The sequence below is a fragment of the Devosia ureilytica genome, from assembly GCF_024273195.1.
GTDB lineage: Bacteria > Pseudomonadota > Alphaproteobacteria > Rhizobiales > Devosiaceae > Devosia > Devosia ureilytica.
This window is the reverse complement of sequence record NZ_JAMZCU010000002.1, coordinates 163,714-181,820: the sequence shown is the minus strand read 5'-3', so window position 1 is coordinate 181,820 and position 18,107 is coordinate 163,714. Positions and strand designations below refer to the sequence as shown.

The window sequence follows — 18,107 nt, the reverse complement described above, 5'->3', positions numbered from 1 at the left end:
TGCTCCTGACCAGCCGACCGGGACCCCTTGTGGTATAAACCGATCCCGGAGGCCAACATCCGCCAGCGCGTTGCGCCCGCGGGTGGGTTTTGCATTTGGGCTTTTGACACTTATCTCTCCGGGACTGGTCCCGTGAGCGAAAAGGAAAAAACATGTTCGAGAGCCTTTCAGACCGGCTTGGCAAGATTTTCGATGGACTTCGCGGACGCGGCGCGCTCAACGCTGCCGATGTCGATGCGGCCATGCGTGAAATCCGCCGGGCACTGATCGAGGCTGACGTTTCGCTCGAAGTTGTGCGGGCCTTTGTCGAGCAGGTGCGTGAGCGCGCCGTTGGCGCCGAGGTGACCCGCTCGGTGACGCCGGGCCAGCAGGTGGTCAAGATCGTCAATGACGAGCTGGTCGCGGTGCTGGGCTCCGACGCCGTCACCATCGACCTCAATGCCCCCGCTCCAGTGACCCTTTTGATGGTGGGTCTGCAGGGTTCGGGCAAGACCACGACCACCGCCAAGATTGCCAAGCGGCTCAAGGACAAGCAGCGCAAGAAGGTGCTGCTGGCTTCGCTCGATACGCGCCGCCCGGCCGCCATGGAGCAGCTGCGGGTGCTGGGCGAACAGGTGGGCGTCGATACGCTGCCGATCGTTACCGCCGAAACCCCGGTCGAGATTGCCCGCCGCGCCGAGCGCGAAGCGCGCCTGGGCGGCTATGACGTGCTCATTCTCGATACGGCTGGCCGCACCCATATCGATGATGAATTGATGGCCGAGACGGTCTCCATCAAGGAGATCGCCAAGCCCCACGAAATTCTTCTGGTGGTTGACGCGCTGACCGGCCAGGACGCGATCAATGTGGCGCGCTCGTTTGACGGGCGGCTCGACGTCACCGGTATTGTCCTCACCCGCGTCGATGGCGACGGGCGCGGCGGCGCGGCGCTTTCGATGCGCGCAGCCACCGGCAAGCCGATCAAGCTGATCGGCGTTGGCGAAAAGATGGATGCGCTTGAGGATTTCCATCCCTCGCGCATCGCCGACCGGATCCTGGGGATGGGCGACATCGTCTCGCTGGTCGAAAAGGCCGCCGAGCATGTCAGTGCCGAAGACGCCGCCAAGATGGCGAAAAAGCTCAAGAAGGGCTCTTTCGACCTCGAGGATTTGAAGGCCCAACTCATCCAGATGAAAAAGATGGGCGGCATGGGCGGGCTGATGGGCATGCTGCCCGGCGCGGGCCAGCTCAAGAAGGCCATGGCCGGCGCCAATGTCGACGAGAAGGTCTTTGACCGGCAGATCGCCATCATCAATTCCATGACGGCCAAGGAACGGGCCAACCCGGACCTGCTCAATGCCAGCCGCCGCAAGCGTATTGCCGCAGGCGCAGGCGTTGAGGTGAGCGAGATCAACAAGCTCTCCAAACAGCACCGTCAGATGGCGGATATGATGAAAAAAGTCTCCAAGGGCGGCATGGGTGCCCTGGGTGGCATGTTCGGCGGCAAGATGGGTTCGATGATGGGCGGCATGCCCGATCTCTCCAACATGGACCCCAAGCAGCTCGAACAGATGGCGCGCCAGGCCGGGATCAATCCCGATCAATTGAAGGGCTTGCCGTCGGCTGACCTGCCTGCACCCAAGGCGCTGCCCAGCGACGTCAATGCGCTTTTGAAATCCTCCGGCGGACCGGCGTTGCCCGGTCTGGGCGGAGCTCCCCGTTTCCCAGGCCTGCCGGGCCTGGGCAAGAAGAAATAACCCCTTAAACTCAACCGACTGACTGACAGGACTTAAGACAATGGCACTCAAGATTCGCCTTGCCCGTGGCGGCACCAAGAAGCGTCCCTTCTACCACATCGTGATCGCCGACGCCCGTTCGCCGCGCGATGGCCGCTTCATCGAGAAGCTGGGCACGTTCAACCCGCTCCTGGCCAAGGACGCCGAAAACCGCGTCGTGCTCGATGCCGAGCGCGCCAAGCACTGGCTGTCGCACGGCGCCGTGCCGACCGACCGCGTGCTGCGCTTCCTCGACGCTGCCGGCCTCGTCAAGCGCGAAGCCCGCAACAACCCGAACAAGGGTGTGCCCGGCGAAAAGGCAACCGCCCGCGCCGAAGAAAAGGCCGCCAAGGAAGCCGCTGCCAATGCACCGGCCGAGGCTCCTGCTGAAGAAGCTGCGTCTGCCGAATAAGATTTCTGGTCTTTGCCAATATGAGAAAGCCCCGGTGCATCGCGCCGGGGCTTTTTGATTATTCAAGAACCTTTGGCTTGTCAGATGACGTGGTCGGTGAGCATAAGTCTAAAAACACCGAGGTGAAATTGCCGCTCGCAATTGATGCGCCAGATCGCATTAGAGCTAACTTAATAGAAGTTAGCCATGGCAATCGGGTCTCGCTAATCACTATTGGTACGTTCTCACTGTCGCAATTTTCCGAAATAAACAAAGCCCGCGCAAACTTAGAACTGCATCCGTTAGAACTCAATGAGATACTCTTTATGGGACGGCATCTCTTCAAAAGCCGGTGGGCAGACGGCTACTCGGTGGATGATATGGTCACTCAAATAGAGAGCGCACTGTGCGATGCCGCAGAGGTCTCAATGAGCAAGTTTATGTCGAGTCTTCAAAACCCTGAAGGGCGCGAAGACGGCTACGGCAATGTGGTTTTCGATAGGGCGATATTTGAGATGACCGCGCGCAAACCGCGAGCAGAGCTCTTCTCGGTCATACCTAAAGGGGACGCTAACAAGCCAAAATAGTAAGGCCCGCCGAAGCGGGCCTTTGGCCGAGATGATCCTGGGTAACAAGGTCTCCAGCGCCCTCATCTCGATGGTCAATATGCGCATGCATGACCGGTGAGTCAACTCTTGGTTGAATATTCGGTTCCCATGTTAGTGGTACTCTGCGGCGCCTGCGCCCGCAGACTCCTCTGATTCTTAGGTGCCGTTGATAAGTCTGATGCTCAAGCCTTGAGCTTGGCCAGGATTGCCGCGCCCATTTCTTCGGTGCCGACGGTCTTGCAGTTGGGCTGGGCGATGTCGCCGGTGCGCAGGCCGTCGTCGAGGACGGCGGCGATGGCGCCTTCGACCTGGTTGGCGAGTTCGATCATGTTGAACGAGTAGCGCAGGGCCATGGCGTAGCTGGCGATCATGGCGATGGGGTTGGCAATGCCCTTGCCGGCGATGTCGGGGGCCGAGCCGTGGACGGGCTCATAAAAGGCCTTGCGCTTGCCGGTGACCGGATCGGGCGCCCCCAGCGAGGCTGAGGGCAGCATGCCGAGCGAGCCGGTCAGCATGGCGGCAACGTCGGAGAGAATGTCGCCGAAGAGGTTGTCGGTGACCATGACATCGAACTGTTTTGGCGTGCGCACGAGCTGCATGGCGGCATTGTCGGCCAGGATGTGGTGCAGCTCGACATCGGCATAGTCCTTGGCGACGGTCTTGACCACTTCGTCCCAGAGCACGCCGGACTTCATGACGTTCTTCTTGTCGGCCGAATGGACCTTGCCGCCGCGGGTGCGGGCGAGATCGAAGGCAACGCGGGCGATGCGGTCGATTTCGTAGGTTTCGTAAACCTGGGTGTCCACGGCGCGCTTCTGGCCATTGCCCAGATCGGTGATGGTCTTGGGCTCGCCGAAATAAACGCCGCCGGTCAGCTCGCGTACGATGAGGATATCGAGGCCTTCGACCAGCTCTTTCTTGAGCGAGGAGGCTTCGGCGAGCGCCGGGTAGCAGATGGCGGGGCGCAGATTGGCAAACACGGCCAGTTCCTTGCGCAGACGCAGGAGGGCGGCTTCCGGGCGGTGCTCATAGGGGACATTGTCCCACTTGGGGCCGCCCACGGCGCCGAAAATCACCGCATCGGCGGCCTTGGCCTTGGCGACGTCTTCATCGGTGATGGCAACGCCATGCGCGTCAAAAGCAGCGCCGCCGGCAAGGCCGGTGTCGGTCGAGAAATCGGTCAGACCCTCGGCATTGGTCCAGGCGATGAGCTTTTCGACCTCGACCATGATCTCGGTGCCGATGCCGTCGCCGGGCAGAAGGAAAAGGGAATGGGTGGCCATGATGAAACTCCTCGCCGTACTGGTGGGTACACTTGGGCGCGCACATAGCGGGAAAACGCCCTCAAGCGCAAGGACGGCAAAGGCGGAATCGTCCAGTGACCCAAGGGTCAGCGCGCGAAGAGCAGCTTGATATAGGAGCGGAACAGCAGGATCTGCTGGGGCAGGATCGTGGTGTCGCCCAAGGTCTTGCCCATGATGATGCCGCCATCGACAATGCAGCTCATCATCGCCGAGAGTTGGTCGAGGTCAACCGGCTCCGACGGTGGATAGACCGCGGCGATGGCCGCGATGTGCTCGTGGAAATAGGCATTCCACTTTCGCACCGAGTCGGCGGTGAGCTGGAGCACGGTGCGGTCGAACAGGCGTTCCTGGTAGCAGACGCTGGCGATCAGGCATCCGGGGTGGCCATTGGGCAGATCGGCCATGGTCTCGGCCAGAAGTTTGAGGCCGATGAGAAAGCGCTGGAGCGGATCGTCGGAGAGTTCGGCGGCGCGCCCAAATGTCTGCTCGAACACCTGGTCATTGGCGACGACATAGCGCTGCAGCATTTCGTGGGCCAGCGCATTCTTGTCGGCGAAATGGTAGAAAAACCCCGATTTGGTGATGCCCGCTTCCGCGATCACCTCTTCGATGGAGGTGGCGGCAAAGCCCTTGGCCAGCACCGCAGTCTCGGCAATCGAGAGCAGCCGCTCACGCGTTTCCTGGCCCTTGGTGGCCTTTCTGAACATGCTTGCCCCCCACATTTGCCTGTACCGCTGGTACAGTTTTGGCCCGCCAGATCCGTACAGGACGAGGCCCGCCGAGCAGCGCGAGACCCCTAAGGTGTTGATCTAAAAGGAAGAGTTCAGCGTCGGCTGACTGAACCACGAGTCCGCTAGATGAGCACTGCCAATCCGGGGCATCACTTTGGCCAGCAGCGGGAAAATGTAAACCCGCCCCAACTTCCAAAGCAAGCGTTCAGGGACAAGCAAAATGACCGAGCAAACCAAGACCCTTCCGCAGATCAAGGGACAAATGTTCATCACCGATGGCGGTATTGAGACCCACATGATCTTTAACGAAGGACATGATCTCCCCCATTTCAGCGTCTTCCAGCTGAATGGCAGCGCGGCGGGCCGGCAGGCCATGCGGGACTATTATCATCCCTATATCGAGATTGCGCATCGTGCCGGGCAGGGCTTCCTGTTCGACACCAATACCTGGCGCGCCAATCCCGATTGGGGCGCATTGGTGGGCTATGACGCCGCCAAGCTGCGGGCGGTCAATATCGAGGCCATCCGGTTCTCCCGGGAGGTGGCCAAGGACTTCCACGCGGCAGGCGTACCCACGGTGGTCAGCGGCGCCATCGGACCGCGTCGCGATGCCTGGCAATATGATGGCGCCATGAGCGTTGACGAGGCCATGCACTACCACGAGGCGCAGATTGCCGCCTTTGCCGAGGCCGGGGCTGATCTGGTGACGGCCTATACGCTGACCAATACGCCCGAAGCCATTGGCATCGCAAGATTGGCCGAGGCCGCGGGCCTGCCCTGCGTGCTTTCGTTCACGCTCGAGACCGATGGGCGCCTGCCTGGGGGCAAGGCGTTGGGCGATGCCATTGGCGAGGTCGAGGCGGCAACGGGCGGGTCGCCGGCCTATTACATGATCAATTGCGTGCACCCGATCCATTTTGCCAGCACGGTTCGCCACGCCGGCGCCTGGGTGGACCGGATCGGGGGATTGCGCGTCAATGCTTCCATGAAGAGCCATGCCGAGCTGGACGAAAGCGAAACCCTCGATATCGGGGACTGGCAGGATCTGGCGCAGCGCTATCAGCGTATCCTGCCGCTCCTGCCCAATATCAGGGTGATCGGCGGCTGCTGTGGCACCGACCACCGCCATATCGGGGCGATCGCGCACCAGTGCCTGCCGGGTTATCATGACCATGCCGCCCCAACCCGTTCGTTCGACCACTTTCTTCACGAGGCGGTACGGTGAGCGATATTCTGGCAAATGCGCATGCGGCGCCGGTGCCTGCGGCCCGCTGGTCCCGGAGGTGGCGGCTGCCATTGCCGATGCGGCGCAATCTGGCGGTGTTGCGCCGGATATTGCGCAATTACTGGTTGCAACGCGCCACCACGATTTTCCTGACCCGGGCGGACGAACGGCTGCTCTACGATGTCGGGATCGAACCACTCGACCTGATCGAGGCGGTGCGCAAGGCGCGCGGGGTTCACCCTGCCATCGACCCGATCCGCAAGGGCTAATATGGCTTTGCGGGCGCCCTTCAGGCGCCTGCAAAGCCGTTGCGGTCGAACAGCACCCAGAAGGCAAACAGATTTGTGAGGCCATGGGCCAGGCTCACATAGAACACCGAGGCGGTCCGCCAGGCGATCCAGCTCCAGAACAGCCCCAGCGCCGCGGCGCCGCCGATGAGGGTGATCGCGCCGCCATCGAAGGTGATCCCCACACTCATGGCCAGCGGCACATGCCAGGCGGTGAACAGGGCCCAGCCCAGCCAGAAGCCGAGGCGCGGCTTGTCGCGAAAGGTCCCAAGGAACCCGCCGCGCCAGGCGATCTCTTCAAGCGGGGCGTTGATCGTGGCGATCAGGAGGGCCAGCCACATGCCGCCACTCGACAGGATCGAGGTGTTTGGCACGAAGTTGACGAGGGCAACGAGCCCCGCCTGGGCGAGCAGCAGGGGGATGATCCACCAGTCGCGCCAGGGTAGTTTTTCCGAGAACAGGTGGCCGTCATTGCCGGATAACGCATGCCAGCCGATCACCGGCAGGCAGAAGAACAGCCAGTACAAGGTCATTGAAAACAGATAGCCGGCGCGGCTGTCCCAGCCCGTCAGCGCCGGCACAAGGAAAAACAGCGCCCCGATGAGGAGCGCTGCGTGAAGGGTGAGGACGACCTGCCTGGTGTTCATCGTCCGCTCCGCGATCAGCCGTGGCTGGTGGCGGCGCCAATGCGGGCGGTGACTTCGATTTCGATCTTCATGCCCTCCTCGATCATCTGGACGATCAGCATGGAGGCGGCCGGGCGAATGTCCTTGAACACCGGGCCGACGGCGGCGACGACAGCGTCAACCATCGAACGGTCGCCAACATAATAGACGACGCGCACAGTGTCCTGAATGGAAGAACCGGCTTCCTTGAGGGCCTTGTCGATGGTGGCGAGGGCGTTTTTTGCCTGCTCGCCGACGCTTTCCGGCATGGTCATCGAGGCATAGTCATAGCCGGTGGTGCCGGACACATAGATAGTGTCTTCGTGGCGCACGGCGCGGGAATAGCCGAAGGTGGCTTCAAAGGGAGAACCGGTGGAAACGCGCTGAACCAATTTTTTCTCTTGGAGTTAGAGCCAGGGGCGATCAGTGGCCATCTTGCCTTCAAAGGCGGAGATGGAGGGATCGGATTTCAGCGTGCCCGCGATGTCGTCAAGGCCTTCGAGCAGGATCTGCTTGCGGCTGGGGTCGATGTCGAAATGCAGCGTGCCGCCATCGGGGCCCTTGATGGTCTGGGCCTCGAGGTCGACGCTCAGCGTGGCATTGGCGCCACGCTCGGCATCATCGAGCAGGAGCTTCAATTGCTCTGGGGTGACGACCAGCGGCAGAATGCCGTTCTTGAAGCAATTGTTGTAGAAAATGTCGGCAAAGCTGGTGGAGATCACGCAGCGGATGCCGAAATCGAGCAGCGCCCAGGGGGCGTGTTCGCGCGATGAGCCGCAGCCGAAATTATCGCCGGCAATGATGATCTGCGCCTTGCGGTAGGCGGGCTTGTTGAGCACGAAATCGGGGTTTTCCGAGCCATCCTCATTATAGCGCATTTCGCTGAAGAGCGCGGTGCCCAGACCAGTCCGCTTGATGGTCTTGAGGTATTGCTTGGGGATGATCATGTCGGTGTCGATATTGATGATCGGCAGGGGCGCCGCGACACCGGTCAGGGATGTGAACTTGTCCATGGGGCTAAGGAACCTCGCTATTGGGCACGGTCATCGCGCGAAAGCGGGGTTTCGGTCAAGGCCAAACCGTACCGAAGCGTACGGTTCGGGCGGTAACTTTCCCGATCCCCCTCGCCGACCTCCGCTTCGCTTCGGCCGCCTGTCCCCAAGAGGGAGAGGACTAGAGGCGTCGAGCGCGTCCAGAACACAGGCCCCTTTCTTCTCCCTCTCGGGGAGAAGGTGGCGCAGTGCCGGATGAGGGGGCGCTCAGGGAAGCGGCAAAGTGAACTAAGCCGCGAGGCTCTCCCGCGCATTGACCCCCAGCATGATGTTGAGGTTCTGCACGGCCGCGCCCGAGGCGCCCTTGCCCAGGTTGTCATAGACCGCTGCGATGACCGCCTGGTTGAGGTCGTCATTGGCAAAGACATGCAGGGTCAATGTATTGGTGCCATTGTGCGCCTGCGGGTCGAGCGCCGCAGTTTTGGCAAGCGATGGGTCATAGGGCGCGACGCGCACGAAGCTGTCGGGGATGGCGGCGTAGAAATCGCTCAAGGCGGCATGGAGGTCCTTGCCGGTCGGGATATCGGCGACCATGTCGGTGTGGATTGGCAGCGCCGTCGACATGCCCTGCGCGAAATTGCCCACCACCGGCTCGAACAGCGGGGCGCGGTTGAGCTTGGCGTAGAGTGCCATTTCGGGCAGGTGCTTGTGCTGGAACGTCAGCGCATAGGGCATGAACTGGCTGGGCGTGGCACCTTGGGCCTCATAATCCTCGATCATCTGGCGGCCGCCGCCGGAATAGCCGGAAATGCCGTGATAGGTCAGCGGATAGTCGCCGGGCAGAAGCCGCGCTTCGACCAGCGGACGGGCGGCTGCGATCAGGCCCTGCGGCCAGCAGCCGGGATTGGCGACATAGCGCGACTTGGCGATTTCCCCGGTCTGGCCGATATCCATTTCGGCAAAGCCATAGGCCCAGCCCTCGGCGGTGCGATGGGCGGTGGAGGCGTCGATGACACGGGTGGTGTCGTTTTCGATCAGCCGCACGCTTTCCCTGGCCGCATCGTCGGGCAGGCAGAGGATGGCGACGTCGGCCGCATTGAGCAGCCGCTTGCGTTCGTCCTGATCCTTGCGCTTGTCATGGGCAATGGAGAGCACTTCGAGGTCGCGCCGGCCGGCCAGGCGCTCGCGGATCTGCAGACCCGTGGTTCCCGCTTCACCATCGATGAAAATCTTTGCGACCATTGGCTTTTTCTCCAGTGCGGCTGCGTAAATGGACCTGACATGTGTCGAGGTCAAGACGCTGATCTGTCTTGCCTCACCCTTTGGGGGAGAGGTCGGCGCGTAGCAACGGGTGAGTGGCCTATGCTCGGTCCCGTGAAAGGCCCCCTCACCCGACCCAAAGACGGGTCGACCTCTCCCCCCAGGGAGAGGTAAGAAGGCTGTCGTCAATCGCAGAAAGGATCGCCATGACCACGCCGCACAACCACGCCAAGCCGGGTGACTATGCCGAAGCGGTGCTGCTGCCGGGCGACCCGCTGCGGGCGAAATGGATTGCCGAGACGTTTTTCGAGGCGCCGAAACTGGTCAATTCGGTGCGCAATTGCCTGGGCTATACCGGCACCTGGAAGGGCAAGCCGGTTTCGGTGCAGGCCTCGGGCATGGGGCAGCCGTCGCTGTCGATCTATGTGCATGAGCTGATCAATGTCTATGGGGCCAAATCGCTCATTCGCGTTGGCACCTGCGGCGGGCTCAATGCATCGGTCAAGGTGCGTGACGTGATCTTGGCGCAGGGCGCTTCGACCGACAGTTCCATCGTCAAGGGCCGGTTCGGGCCCTATAGTTTTGCGCCGATTGCCGATTTCGGGCTGCTGCGCTCGGCGGCGGACAAGGCCGATGCGCGGGGGTTGCGCTATCATGCGGGCAATATGCTCTCGTCCGACATTTTCTATCACGCCGATGGCTTTGCCGGGTACGACAAGCTGCCCGAACATGGGGTGATCGGGGTCGAGATGGAGGCGGCGGCGCTCTATACGCTGGCGGCGCGCTTTGGCGTCAAGGCTCTGACCATCTGCACCATGACCGATTGCCTGATCACCCATGAGGAGATCGACGCCGAAGCGCGCCAGACCTCGCTCAAGGACATGGTCGAGCTGGCGCTTGATGTGGCGGTGGAGGCCTGATGACGGGATCGGGCAGCATTGCCGGGCAGTTGGCGGGCGCCATGGACCGGCGCGACGAGCGCCCCAATGTGGCCTTGGCCGAAGCGATTGCGGCTGCGGGGAACCGAGAGGCCGTCAGGGAACTGGTGCAATTGGTACGCTCCGGCACGACCCGGCAACGCAATGATGCAATGAAAGTGCTCTACGAAATCGGGGCGCGCGATCCCGACCTGATCGGCGGGCACTGCCCGGTGTTCCTCGAAGCGCTCGGCAGCGGGACCAATCGGCAAGTCTGGGGCGCCATGCAGGCGCTTGATAGCGTCGCCGAATTGCGGGCGGAGGAAATCGCGGCCGAACTGCCCCGCATCATCGAGGCGGCGGATCGCGGCTCAGTGATTGCCAAGGATCGGTGCACCTCGCTGCTGACCAAGCTGGCCCGCGCTGGCTATGCCGAAAAGGCGGTGCCCATTCTGGTTGAACGGCTCAAGAGTGCCGCGCCCAACCAGTTTCCCACTTATGCCGAGGAGACCGCGAGCGTGGTGACGCCGGAGGCAAAACCGGGCTTGATCGCCACCATCCGCCAGCGGCTCGAGGGCATAACGCAAAAAGCCAAGCGCGAGCGGATGCAAAAGCTGCTGCGGAAACTGAACGGATAGGAGGCCGAATTGGCTCTTGTTGCAATGGTGCTGGTCGGGCTGGTGGCCCTTCTGCATGTCTATATCATGCTGCTCGAAATGGTCTGGTGGACCAGTCCGCCCGGCCAGAAGGCTTTTGGGCTAACGCCCGATTTCGCCCGCGAAACCAAGACCCTGGCGGCCAATCAGGGGCTCTATAACGGCTTTCTGGCTGCCGGGCTGATCTGGGGACTGGTGCATCCGGTGCCCGAGATTGCCTGGCAGATTCAGTTGTTCTTCCTCGCCTGTGTGGCGGTGGCCGGCATTTTCGGCGCGGCCACGGCCAGCCGGAAGATCTTGTTCATCCAGACCTTGCCGGCGGTGCTGGCGATTGTGGCGCTGGTGCTGGCCTGAGGGCCCAGGTATCCCCACCCTGGCTCTGCTGTGGCCCCTCCGCGCCGAGCGCCACTACCCTCCCCACAAGGGGGAGGGTTGGGATGAACACAGGCTTCGGTCCTGCGCCTCCCTCCCCTTGATGGGGGGATTGAGGGTGGGGTGGCCTTGGCGGGAGGTTAATCCGCCAGCGCACCCAGCACCCGCACCCAGGACCGAATCCCGCGGTGGAAGCTTTCGAGGTCGTATTTCTCGTTGGGCGAGTGGATCTGGTCGTCCACATGGGCAAAGCCGATCAGCAGGGTGTCGAGCCCGAGGATGGACTTGAAATCGCCCGCCACCGGAATGGAACCGCCCGAGCCGGTGATCACGGCCGGCTTGTTCCATTCATCTGAAAGGCCCTGGAGTGCGCGCCGCAGATGCTCGCCATCGGCGGGCACGGTGATGGCTGGCGAGCCGCCATGGGGGGTGAATTTCACCGAGCAATCGGGCGGCACCATCTTTTCGACATGGGCGCGGAAGGCGGCGCGGATCTTGTCGGGCTGCATGCCCGAAACCAGGCGGAAGGAAATCTTTGCCGATGCCTTGGCGGGGATGACGGTTTTGAAGCCGTCGCCGGTATAGCCGCCGATCATGCCGTTGATCTCGCAGGTGGGGCGGGCCCAGAGCATTTCGAGCACGCTCCGGCTCTGCTCGCCTGCCGGGACAGACAGACCGGCTTCGCCCAAAAAGGCCTTGTCGTCAAAGCCGAGGCCGGCCCATTGGGCTTTGAGTTCAGGCGAGATTTCGGCCACGTCGTCGTAAAAGCCGGGCAGAGTCACCGAACCATCTGGCGCGCGCAGGCTGGCAATGATCTCGGCCAATACCTGATTGGGATTGCGGGCGGCATTGCCGAACATGCCCGAATGCAGGTCCTTGTTGGCTGCCGTGATCTCGATCTCGTCAGCGACGAGACCACGCAGCATGGTGGTGATCGAAGGGGTCTGGCGGTCCCACATGTCGGTGTCGCAGACCAGCGCAATATCGGCCTTCAGCTCGTCGGCATTGTCGCGCATGAAGGGCGGCAGGTTCTTGCCGCCGCTTTCTTCCTCGCCCTCGAGCATCAGCGAAACGCGAATGGGCAGGGCGCCGGTGGCGGCCTTCCAGGCGCGGCAGGCTTCGATGAAGGTCAGCATCTGGCCCTTGTCGTCCGAAGCGCCGCGCGCCACGATGATTTTCCGCCCGTCCTTCTCGACGATCTGGGGATCGAAAGGATCGGTGTGCCAGAGGTTGAGCGGGTCGACCGGCTGGACGTCGTAATGGGCGTAGAACAGCGCATGGGTGCCGGGCTGCTCGGGGCCATGGGCCACCACCACCGGATGGCCGGGCGTGGGGCGCGCCGAAGCATCAAAGCCCAGGCCATTGAGTTCGCCGGCAATCCAGTCGGCGGCGCGGCGGCACTCGGCGGCATAGGCGGGGTCGGTCGAGATAGACTTGATGCGCAGAAGGTGAAACAGACGTTCAAGGCTTTGATCCAACCCCGAATCGACTTTGGCGAGTACGGCGTCGATGGTTGCGGGATTGGTCATGATGGGCGGTCCTTGCGTGGCGAATCCAGATTGGGTGGCGCACCATGGCGCGCCGGGGCAGAGACTGTCCAGCCCGCAGGCGTTGGTGTTATTGTCATACTATTGCGCCTGTGATTAGGTCTGGCGAACGAGCAGGTGAAGTGGAGTGGCAATGGACAGGTCCGGTGGACGCGCGCGGCATTCGGGCGATCTCATTGCCTCGCTCTCGGGCCGCAGTCCGGCGCGCAACCTGCATTCCGATGTGCTGTGGGAGCTGGGCCTCGCCATTGTCTCAGGCACCTATGAGCAGGGCGCGATCCTGCCCTCGGACAGCGAATTGCTGGAGCGGTTCGGGGTGTCGCGCACGGTGCTGCGCGAGGCGCTCAAAACCCTGGCGGCCAAGGGGCTGATCGAGGCGCGGGCGCGCATCGGCACGCGGGTGCTGCCGCGCAATCGCTGGAACCTGTTCGATGCCGATGTGCTGGCCTGGTTCTTCGAGCTTGGACCCGATGTGTCGTTCCTGAGAAGCCTTGCCGAGGTGCGCATCGGCATCGAAATCGAAGCGGCGGCGCTGGCAGCCGAGCGGTGCGGCGCCGAACAGGCAGCCGAGCTGATCGGCTGGGTTGACCGCATGGCCGAGGCGGAGACCCCGGCTGACTTTGCCCGGCATGACCTCGAATTTCACAGGGCGGTGGCCGAGGCTTCCGGCAATCCCTTCATGGCCTCGATCAGTGCGCTCGTGGAAATGGCGCTCACAGCGGCCTTCACGATTTCCTCGCCGGTCAGCGACCCTGAAGCGCTGGCCGTCACGGTGGGCGTCCACCGCCGCATCGCCGAAGCCATCCGCGACGGCGATCCTGCCGAGGCTCGCCTGGCCATGCGCGACGCCATTTCGCAGGGCTTCGACCGCGCCGCAGGGCGGATGGAAGCCAAAGACTTGTAGAGTTTGGTGGAGCTGAGCGGGATCGAACCGCTGACCTCGTCATTGCGAACGACGCGCTCTCCCAACTGAGCTACAGCCCCTCACCACGGCGGTATATGGACAATATCGGGCGCAAGGGCAAGTGGGGCGGGGGTGGATATGATGATGTCCGCGCCGCCCCCCGATGTCAGACGAGCTTGTGTTCGACCAGGCTTTGTGCGGTGGCAAGCAGGGCGTCGCGGGTCGGGATCAGCGGGCGGCCGAGCAGGGCGATGGACGGGCTGGCGTCGAGGCGCTTGGCGTAGCCCAGTTCGCCCAGATTGTCGCGCACGTCGCGGTCGAACAGCGCATAGAGGCGCACGGCCCAATCCGGCATTTCGAGCCGCGGAATCTTCTTTGCGGGAAAGTGCGCGCGCAGCAGCCGGGCCACATCGATGAAGTAGAGCGGCGCATCGGCCATGGGAAAGCGCTGGCCTCCCGCCTCGGGTGTGATCATGGCCGCGACATGGGCGGCAGCGACATCGCGCACATCAATCACTGTGATCGGAATGCGTGGAGCAGCCGGCACCGACCCATCGAGCAGGCGCTTGACCATGATGGCCGAGGTGCCCGGGTCCTCGTCGAGCAGGGGGCCAAAAATGCCGCTGGGATTGATGGTGGCCAGGTCGTTGCGCCGTCCGGCCGCCTCCATCATCTCCCAGGCGCGGCGTTCGGCCCGGGTCTTGGATTCCACATAGGCATTGATGGGGCGGCCATCGAGCTTGGTCCAGTCGCCGGCGGTAAATTGTGGGGCGTCGGTCTTGTCATGGCCATAGGCGATGGCGGCCATGGAGGAGGTGAGGACGATGCGCTCGACATTGGCGGCAAGGGCGGCGCGGATGGCGCGCTCGGTGCCTTGCACGGCCGGGCCGAGCAGCTCGTTCCGGTCCTCGGGCATGTTGAGCACGAAAGGCGAGGCGGTGTGCTGGAGATAGCGCACGCCCTGCATTGCCTCGTCCCAGCCCGCATCCGCTGTCAGATCCAGTTGGACAAAGTCGAGCCGCGAGATGTCGGCCCCGGTACGGGCCAGGGTCTCGCGCACCTTGCCGGCCTTGCTCAAATTGCGGACACTGCCGCGCACATTGTAACCTGCCTTGAGCAGGGCCAGGGCGACATGGCCGCCGAGGAAACCGGAAATGCCGGTGAGCAGAACAGTGTCGGATTTAGGCTGGGACATGGGTCTCGCTCCTTGAACTGAACGAAACATACGTATATCGTTCAGTTAGTTCAATATCTGCAACGGAGAAAAATGTGGCGGACGGTGCCGGGCGCATGGCGGAGAAGCGGGAGCGCATCCTTGCCGCGGCGCGAAAGTTGTTTTTGCGCAATGGCTTGCGCGCCACGACCATGGAAGCGATGGCGCGTGAAGCGCAGATCGCCAAGCCGACGCTTTATGCCCATTTTGCCGACAAGCATGCCGTCTTCGGCGCACTTTTGGAGCAAATGGTCGCCGACAAGCATGCCGCCTTCGATGCGGCGCTGGCGGCCGAAGGCCCGGTTGTCGAGCGGATCGGGCGGGCCCTGGCGGCCATGTTCGGGGTGATTTCGGCGGCGGTGGCCGGCTCGGCGCATGTGGATGAGTTGTTCGCGGCCCACCATGCGGGGGCTGAACTTTTTGCAGCGTCCAATCGAAAAATCGCGGAAAAGCTGGCTGCCGTTCTCGCAGGGGCCGGCGTCGGCGAGCCCGAACGCCTTGCCGCGCTGCTGCTGGCGTCGGCCAAGGGTGTTGCCGAGGCGGGGATTGCCGCCTCGGGCCTGAGCGATGATCTCATGCTGCTGGCCGAGCGGCTGGTGGGGCCGGAAGTGAACACACACCCACCCCAGCTTGGCTAGGGCCTGTCGGCCCGGCGTCGCTATCCTCCCCACAAGGGGGAGGGAAAGGGCGCGCGTTTAGCGCGATGGCCAGAGAGCAACCAGCCGTTCGGCCTAAACACTGGCCCAGGCGCCAGTCTTTTCGCTTTCAAAGATCGCGTCGATCACCCGCATGGAGGCGATGGCATCTTCGACGCCATAGGGCAGGGCGGCCTTGCCGAGCACGGCCTGGGCGAAGGCCTCTGCCTGTTCGGTATATTGATCGCAGGCGGGCAGGATTTCGCGCCGGGCCAGCGAACCATCGATGGCGGCGCCAATGTCCACGGTGATGGCCGTGCGCTCATCGGCTGGGGCATTGAAGGGAATGATGATCTCGGCCTTGGCCTTGGTGCCGAAGATCTGCACGCGCTGGTGCGGCGTTGTCTGGGTCGAGCAGGTGAAGCTCAACTGCCGTCCGGCCCCGAAATCTGCCATCACGCTGGCGAGGCGATCCGTACCGAAATTGGGGTCGCGCTCAACCAGAGAGACGACGCGGCTCGGCTCGCTCTCGAAGAAATAGCGGGCTGCCGTGATCGGGTAGCAACCGATGTCCATGATGCCCCCGCCGCCGATATCGGCCTGGTTGCGCACATTGTTGGGGTCGAGGTTGGTATAGGTGAAAACCGCATTGATGGAGCGGATATCGCCCAGCTCGCCCGAGCGGATGATCTCGCGCATGCGGTGCCATTGCGGGTGAAAGCGCACCATGAAGGCTTCCATGAAGACCACGCCCTTGGGGATGTCGCGCAGCTGCTCGGCCTCGGCGGCGCTGAGCGCTATGGGCTTTTCGCACAGCACATGCTTGCCCGCCCGGGCAGCGGCCAGCGTCATGGGTACATGCAGGTGATTGGGCAGGGGATTGTAGATGGCGTCGATATCGGGATCGGCGAACAATTGTTCGTAGGAGCCATAGGCCTTTTCGATGCCCAGCCGGTCGGCGGCGGCGCGCGCCTTGGCGCCATCACGCGAGGCAATGGCGGACACCACCGAGCTGGGGGACTTCTGGATGGCGGGGGTGACCTTCTGCATGCCGATATTGGCAGTGGACAGAATGCCCCAGCGGATTTTTGGCGATGTCATGGCGTGTTCCCTCCTAACGCTTGGCTGTTTGGGTAGCCCTGCGGGGCGTGTCGGCGCAAGAGGGTGTTCACCCAGATGTCATCGCCAGCCCGTTAACCCTGCCACATGCTGCCTCGGTTCTGCCGATTTGACTGTGTTAACGTGCCGTTAAGGCCCGGTGGCGGGCCATGCTTTCCGGGGCACATCATGCAGCTCAAGCCGAATGCCTTTCGCCTGCACGAAACCGCGCGCGGCGTTGAAACCATGAGTCGTTTCGCCCTGGCGGTGCTGGCGCTGGCCTCGGGTGTCTATACCTATCTGGGGGTGCGCGGACTGCTCGATGGGTCGGCCAGTTTCGTGTTCTTTGCCGCCATCATCTATTCGGCCGCAGTGTCAGTCGCGATCTATGCCTTCTGGACCTATATGATGCGCTTTATTCCGCTGGTGATCAGCGGCGTGCAGCGCCTATCCCTTTTTGCCACCATGCTGATCGGCTGCGTCATGATCGTGGCGATGAGCTCCTGGCTCAATGCGGCGGCGCTGGCCGGGTCGGCGGCACTGGAACAGCATATGGCGGTGACGCTGCAGGGCTATGCCGAAGACCTCGACAATGCCCATGCCAATGCCCTGGCGAGCCAGAGCCTGCTTCCAGACGTCGAGCGCGCCGCGGCGCGGTTTGCCGCCCTGGCGCAGGACGAACGCGAGAGTGGGGCGCTGACCGGCACGCAGGGCTCGGGGAGCGTCGTGCAATTGCTCAGCCAGATGAGCACCCAGATGACGCAATTGGCCGGAACCATTTCGGGCTCGCGCGAAGAGGCGGCGGCGCTGTTTGCGGACGGTTCGGACCGCCTCGCCACAATGCGTGAGCTGGTGTCGACGCCGGGCCAGATCGAGCCGCGCGCAGACGCCTTTCAGGCCGAGGCGGTGCAGCTTTCGGCGGTGATTGCGGCGCTGGAACAGACCGATATTGCCGCGTCGGTGAAGCGCGCCGCGACCGATCTCTCGGCCGGGTTCATTGCCCCGGTGGCCGATGGCCGGGTGGGTGACCTGGCGGTGCGGCAGAACCAGGTGATGGAGACGGTGCGCTCCTCGGTCGATGCGCAATCCATGGCGCTGGTGGCGGCGGCGGATGAAATCCTGGCCTCGCCCAGTGTCGAGCAGCGCCGCTTCGTGCCCCTGTCATCGGCCGAGGCGGTCATTCGCTATTGGAGCGATTTCATTCCCTCCTGGGCCGGGGCGATTTCCATCGACCTGTTGCCGGTGGTGCTGGTGCTGGTGTTGATGATTGTCAACGATGCCATGCGGCGTGAGGCGGAGACGCTCAAGGAGGCCGAGACGATCACCGCCGCCGAGATGCTGCGGGCCATGGCGCTCTACCGGCGCATGGAGGCAGAGGGCGCGGCTGAGGCTGCGGCGGCGCTTGGCCCGGCAATTGATGACCATGAAAAGCCTGCCTCCGAGGAAAAGACCGTCGCCGAGGACGGGACGGTAACCCCGATTGACGCGGCGCAGCGCAAGCGCGGCGACGGACCGCGTCCGGCATGAAAGCTAGTTTGACAGGACGCA

At 63.0% G+C, this 18,107-nt stretch carries 20 protein-coding genes and 1 tRNA gene; 11 read left to right on the top strand and 10 right to left on the bottom strand.

The features are described 5' to 3' along the window. The first annotated feature begins 152 nt into the window (after positions 1-152). From ffh to NIM87_RS04800, 3 genes are all read left to right on the top strand, one after another. Positions 153-1,736 (top strand): signal recognition particle protein, encoded by a 1,584-nt coding sequence (gene ffh, locus NIM87_RS04810; protein ID WP_254673503.1) that lies wholly within the window; start codon positions 153-155, stop codon positions 1,734-1,736. Positions 1,737-1,776: 40 nt separating this feature from the next. Beyond that, positions 1,777-2,166 (top strand): 30S ribosomal protein S16, encoded by a 390-nt coding sequence (rpsP, locus tag NIM87_RS04805; RefSeq protein WP_254673502.1) that lies wholly within the window; start codon positions 1,777-1,779, stop codon positions 2,164-2,166. A gap of 77 nt (positions 2,167-2,243) precedes the next feature. Continuing rightward, a complete protein-coding gene (locus tag NIM87_RS04800) occupies positions 2,244-2,732 on the top strand; it encodes a hypothetical protein (protein ID WP_254673501.1) in 489 nt (162 codons plus the stop codon). A 203-nt stretch (positions 2,733-2,935) separates the two neighbouring features. Here the strand turns inward: NIM87_RS04800 and leuB are convergent, their stop codons facing one another. After that, the gene (leuB, locus tag NIM87_RS04795) at positions 2,936-4,036 is read right to left on the bottom strand and encodes a 3-isopropylmalate dehydrogenase (RefSeq protein WP_254673500.1); all 1,101 of its coding nucleotides are present in this window, start codon (positions 4,034-4,036) and stop codon (positions 2,936-2,938) included. A 107-nt stretch (positions 4,037-4,143) separates the two neighbouring features. After that, complete coding sequence (locus NIM87_RS04790) at positions 4,144-4,764, bottom strand: TetR/AcrR family transcriptional regulator (protein ID WP_254673499.1); 621 nt, start codon at positions 4,762-4,764, stop codon at positions 4,144-4,146. Between the two features lie 244 nt (positions 4,765-5,008). Here NIM87_RS04790 and NIM87_RS04785 point away from each other — a divergent pair, with 244 nt between their 5' ends. Next, positions 5,009-6,013 (top strand): homocysteine S-methyltransferase family protein, encoded by a 1,005-nt coding sequence (locus tag NIM87_RS04785; RefSeq protein ID WP_254673498.1) that lies wholly within the window; start codon positions 5,009-5,011, stop codon positions 6,011-6,013. Continuing rightward, positions 6,010-6,282, top strand: a complete 273-nt coding sequence (locus NIM87_RS04780; RefSeq protein WP_254673497.1) for a hypothetical protein — start codon at positions 6,010-6,012, stop codon at positions 6,280-6,282. Before NIM87_RS04785 ends, NIM87_RS04780 begins: the two co-directional genes overlap by 4 nt. Positions 6,283-6,302: 20 nt before the next feature. Here the strand turns inward: NIM87_RS04780 and NIM87_RS04775 are convergent, their stop codons facing one another. The 4 genes from NIM87_RS04775 to argC all read right to left on the bottom strand — a co-directional run bounded on the left by NIM87_RS04775 (position 6,303) and on the right by argC (position 9,199). Continuing rightward, positions 6,303-6,947 carry a CPBP family intramembrane glutamic endopeptidase gene (locus NIM87_RS04775; RefSeq protein ID WP_254673496.1) on the bottom strand — a complete coding sequence of 215 codons (645 nt, stop codon included), beginning with the start codon at positions 6,945-6,947 and terminating at the stop codon, positions 6,303-6,305. Between the two features lie 14 nt (positions 6,948-6,961). Continuing rightward, the gene (locus tag NIM87_RS04770) at positions 6,962-7,357 is read right to left on the bottom strand and encodes a RidA family protein (protein WP_254673495.1); all 396 of its coding nucleotides are present in this window, start codon (positions 7,355-7,357) and stop codon (positions 6,962-6,964) included. 15 nt (positions 7,358-7,372) lie between these two features. Next, positions 7,373-7,978: a 3-isopropylmalate dehydratase small subunit gene (leuD, locus tag NIM87_RS04765; protein ID WP_254673494.1), complete on the bottom strand. Its 606-nt coding sequence runs from the start codon at positions 7,976-7,978 to the stop codon at positions 7,373-7,375. Positions 7,979-8,245: 267 nt separating this feature from the next. Next, positions 8,246-9,199 carry an N-acetyl-gamma-glutamyl-phosphate reductase gene (gene argC / locus NIM87_RS04760; RefSeq protein WP_254673493.1) on the bottom strand — a complete coding sequence of 318 codons (954 nt, stop codon included), beginning with the start codon at positions 9,197-9,199 and terminating at the stop codon, positions 8,246-8,248. Positions 9,200-9,423: 224 nt separating this feature from the next. Here argC and deoD point away from each other — a divergent pair, with 224 nt between their 5' ends. The 3 genes from deoD to NIM87_RS04745 are packed head-to-tail and all read left to right on the top strand — an operon-like array spanning position 9,424 to position 11,144. Continuing rightward, positions 9,424-10,137 carry a purine-nucleoside phosphorylase gene (gene deoD, locus NIM87_RS04755; RefSeq protein ID WP_254673492.1) on the top strand — a complete coding sequence of 238 codons (714 nt, stop codon included), beginning with the start codon at positions 9,424-9,426 and terminating at the stop codon, positions 10,135-10,137. Further along, the gene (locus NIM87_RS04750; RefSeq protein ID WP_254673491.1) at positions 10,137-10,772 is read left to right on the top strand and encodes a hypothetical protein; all 636 of its coding nucleotides are present in this window, start codon (positions 10,137-10,139) and stop codon (positions 10,770-10,772) included. The genes deoD and NIM87_RS04750 overlap by 1 nt, the downstream gene beginning before the upstream one ends. 24 nt (positions 10,773-10,796) lie before the next feature. Beyond that, positions 10,797-11,144: a DUF1304 domain-containing protein gene (locus tag NIM87_RS04745; protein WP_254674070.1), complete on the top strand. Its 348-nt coding sequence runs from the start codon at positions 10,797-10,799 to the stop codon at positions 11,142-11,144. 158 nt (positions 11,145-11,302) lie between these two features. On the opposite strand, the gene NIM87_RS04740 is transcribed toward NIM87_RS04745, so the two are convergent. After that, entirely contained in the window at positions 11,303-12,691 is a 1,389-nt protein-coding gene (locus tag NIM87_RS04740; protein ID WP_254673490.1) for a M20/M25/M40 family metallo-hydrolase, read from the bottom strand. 151 nt (positions 12,692-12,842) lie between these two features. On the opposite strand from NIM87_RS04740, the gene NIM87_RS04735 reads away from it, so the two are divergent. Next, positions 12,843-13,613, top strand: a complete 771-nt coding sequence (locus tag NIM87_RS04735; RefSeq protein WP_254673489.1) for a FadR/GntR family transcriptional regulator — start codon at positions 12,843-12,845, stop codon at positions 13,611-13,613. Between the two features lie 4 nt (positions 13,614-13,617). On the opposite strand, the gene NIM87_RS04730 is transcribed toward NIM87_RS04735, so the two are convergent. Together NIM87_RS04730 and NIM87_RS04725 are read right to left on the bottom strand one after the other, a co-directional pair. Further along, positions 13,618-13,693: transfer RNA gene (locus NIM87_RS04730), tRNA-Ala, on the bottom strand. An 86-nt stretch (positions 13,694-13,779) separates the two neighbouring features. After that, positions 13,780-14,808, bottom strand: coding sequence for an SDR family oxidoreductase (locus NIM87_RS04725; RefSeq protein WP_254673488.1), 1,029 nt, complete (start codon positions 14,806-14,808; stop codon positions 13,780-13,782). 74 nt (positions 14,809-14,882) lie between these two features. On the opposite strand from NIM87_RS04725, the gene NIM87_RS04720 reads away from it, so the two are divergent. Continuing rightward, positions 14,883-15,464 (top strand): TetR/AcrR family transcriptional regulator, encoded by a 582-nt coding sequence (locus NIM87_RS04720; RefSeq protein ID WP_254673487.1) that lies wholly within the window; start codon positions 14,883-14,885, stop codon positions 15,462-15,464. A 93-nt stretch (positions 15,465-15,557) separates the two neighbouring features. Here NIM87_RS04720 and NIM87_RS04715 read toward each other — a convergent pair whose 3' ends face one another. Next, positions 15,558-16,562: a Gfo/Idh/MocA family protein gene (locus NIM87_RS04715; protein ID WP_254673486.1), complete on the bottom strand. Its 1,005-nt coding sequence runs from the start codon at positions 16,560-16,562 to the stop codon at positions 15,558-15,560. Between the two features lie 186 nt (positions 16,563-16,748). On the opposite strand from NIM87_RS04715, the gene NIM87_RS04710 reads away from it, so the two are divergent. After that, entirely contained in the window at positions 16,749-18,086 is a 1,338-nt protein-coding gene (locus NIM87_RS04710) for a hypothetical protein (RefSeq protein ID WP_254673485.1), read from the top strand. The last annotated feature ends 21 nt before the right edge of the window (positions 18,087-18,107 follow it).

Bases quoted from the DNA above. Each gene is read 5' to 3' on its own strand.
- NIM87_RS04775 (WP_254673496.1), bottom strand. From the start codon at position 6,947: ATGAACACCAGGCAGGTCGTCCTCACCCTTCACGCAGCGCTCCTCATC.
- rpsP (WP_254673502.1), top strand. From the start codon at position 1,777: ATGGCACTCAAGATTCGCCTTGCCCGTGGCGGCACCAAGAAGCGTCCC.
- deoD (WP_254673492.1), top strand. From the start codon at position 9,424: ATGACCACGCCGCACAACCACGCCAAGCCGGGTGACTATGCCGAAGCG.
- leuD (WP_254673494.1), bottom strand. From the start codon at position 7,978: ATGGACAAGTTCACATCCCTGACCGGTGTCGCGGCGCCCCTGCCGATC.
- NIM87_RS04710 (WP_254673485.1), top strand. From the start codon at position 16,749: ATGCAGCTCAAGCCGAATGCCTTTCGCCTGCACGAAACCGCGCGCGGC.
- NIM87_RS04725 (WP_254673488.1), bottom strand. From the start codon at position 14,808: ATGTCCCAGCCTAAATCCGACACTGTTCTGCTCACCGGCATTTCCGGT.
- NIM87_RS04740 (WP_254673490.1), bottom strand. From the start codon at position 12,691: ATGACCAATCCCGCAACCATCGACGCCGTACTCGCCAAAGTCGATTCG.
- NIM87_RS04715 (WP_254673486.1), bottom strand. From the start codon at position 16,562: ATGACATCGCCAAAAATCCGCTGGGGCATTCTGTCCACTGCCAATATC.
- ffh (WP_254673503.1), top strand. From the start codon at position 153: ATGTTCGAGAGCCTTTCAGACCGGCTTGGCAAGATTTTCGATGGACTT.
- argC (WP_254673493.1), bottom strand. From the start codon at position 9,199: ATGGTCGCAAAGATTTTCATCGATGGTGAAGCGGGAACCACGGGTCTG.
- NIM87_RS04790 (WP_254673499.1), bottom strand. From the start codon at position 4,764: ATGTTCAGAAAGGCCACCAAGGGCCAGGAAACGCGTGAGCGGCTGCTC.
- leuB (WP_254673500.1), bottom strand. From the start codon at position 4,036: ATGGCCACCCATTCCCTTTTCCTTCTGCCCGGCGACGGCATCGGCACC.
- NIM87_RS04735 (WP_254673489.1), top strand. From the start codon at position 12,843: ATGGACAGGTCCGGTGGACGCGCGCGGCATTCGGGCGATCTCATTGCC.
- NIM87_RS04745 (WP_254674070.1), top strand. From the start codon at position 10,797: ATGGTGCTGGTCGGGCTGGTGGCCCTTCTGCATGTCTATATCATGCTG.
- NIM87_RS04750 (WP_254673491.1), top strand. From the start codon at position 10,137: ATGACGGGATCGGGCAGCATTGCCGGGCAGTTGGCGGGCGCCATGGAC.
- NIM87_RS04785 (WP_254673498.1), top strand. From the start codon at position 5,009: ATGACCGAGCAAACCAAGACCCTTCCGCAGATCAAGGGACAAATGTTC.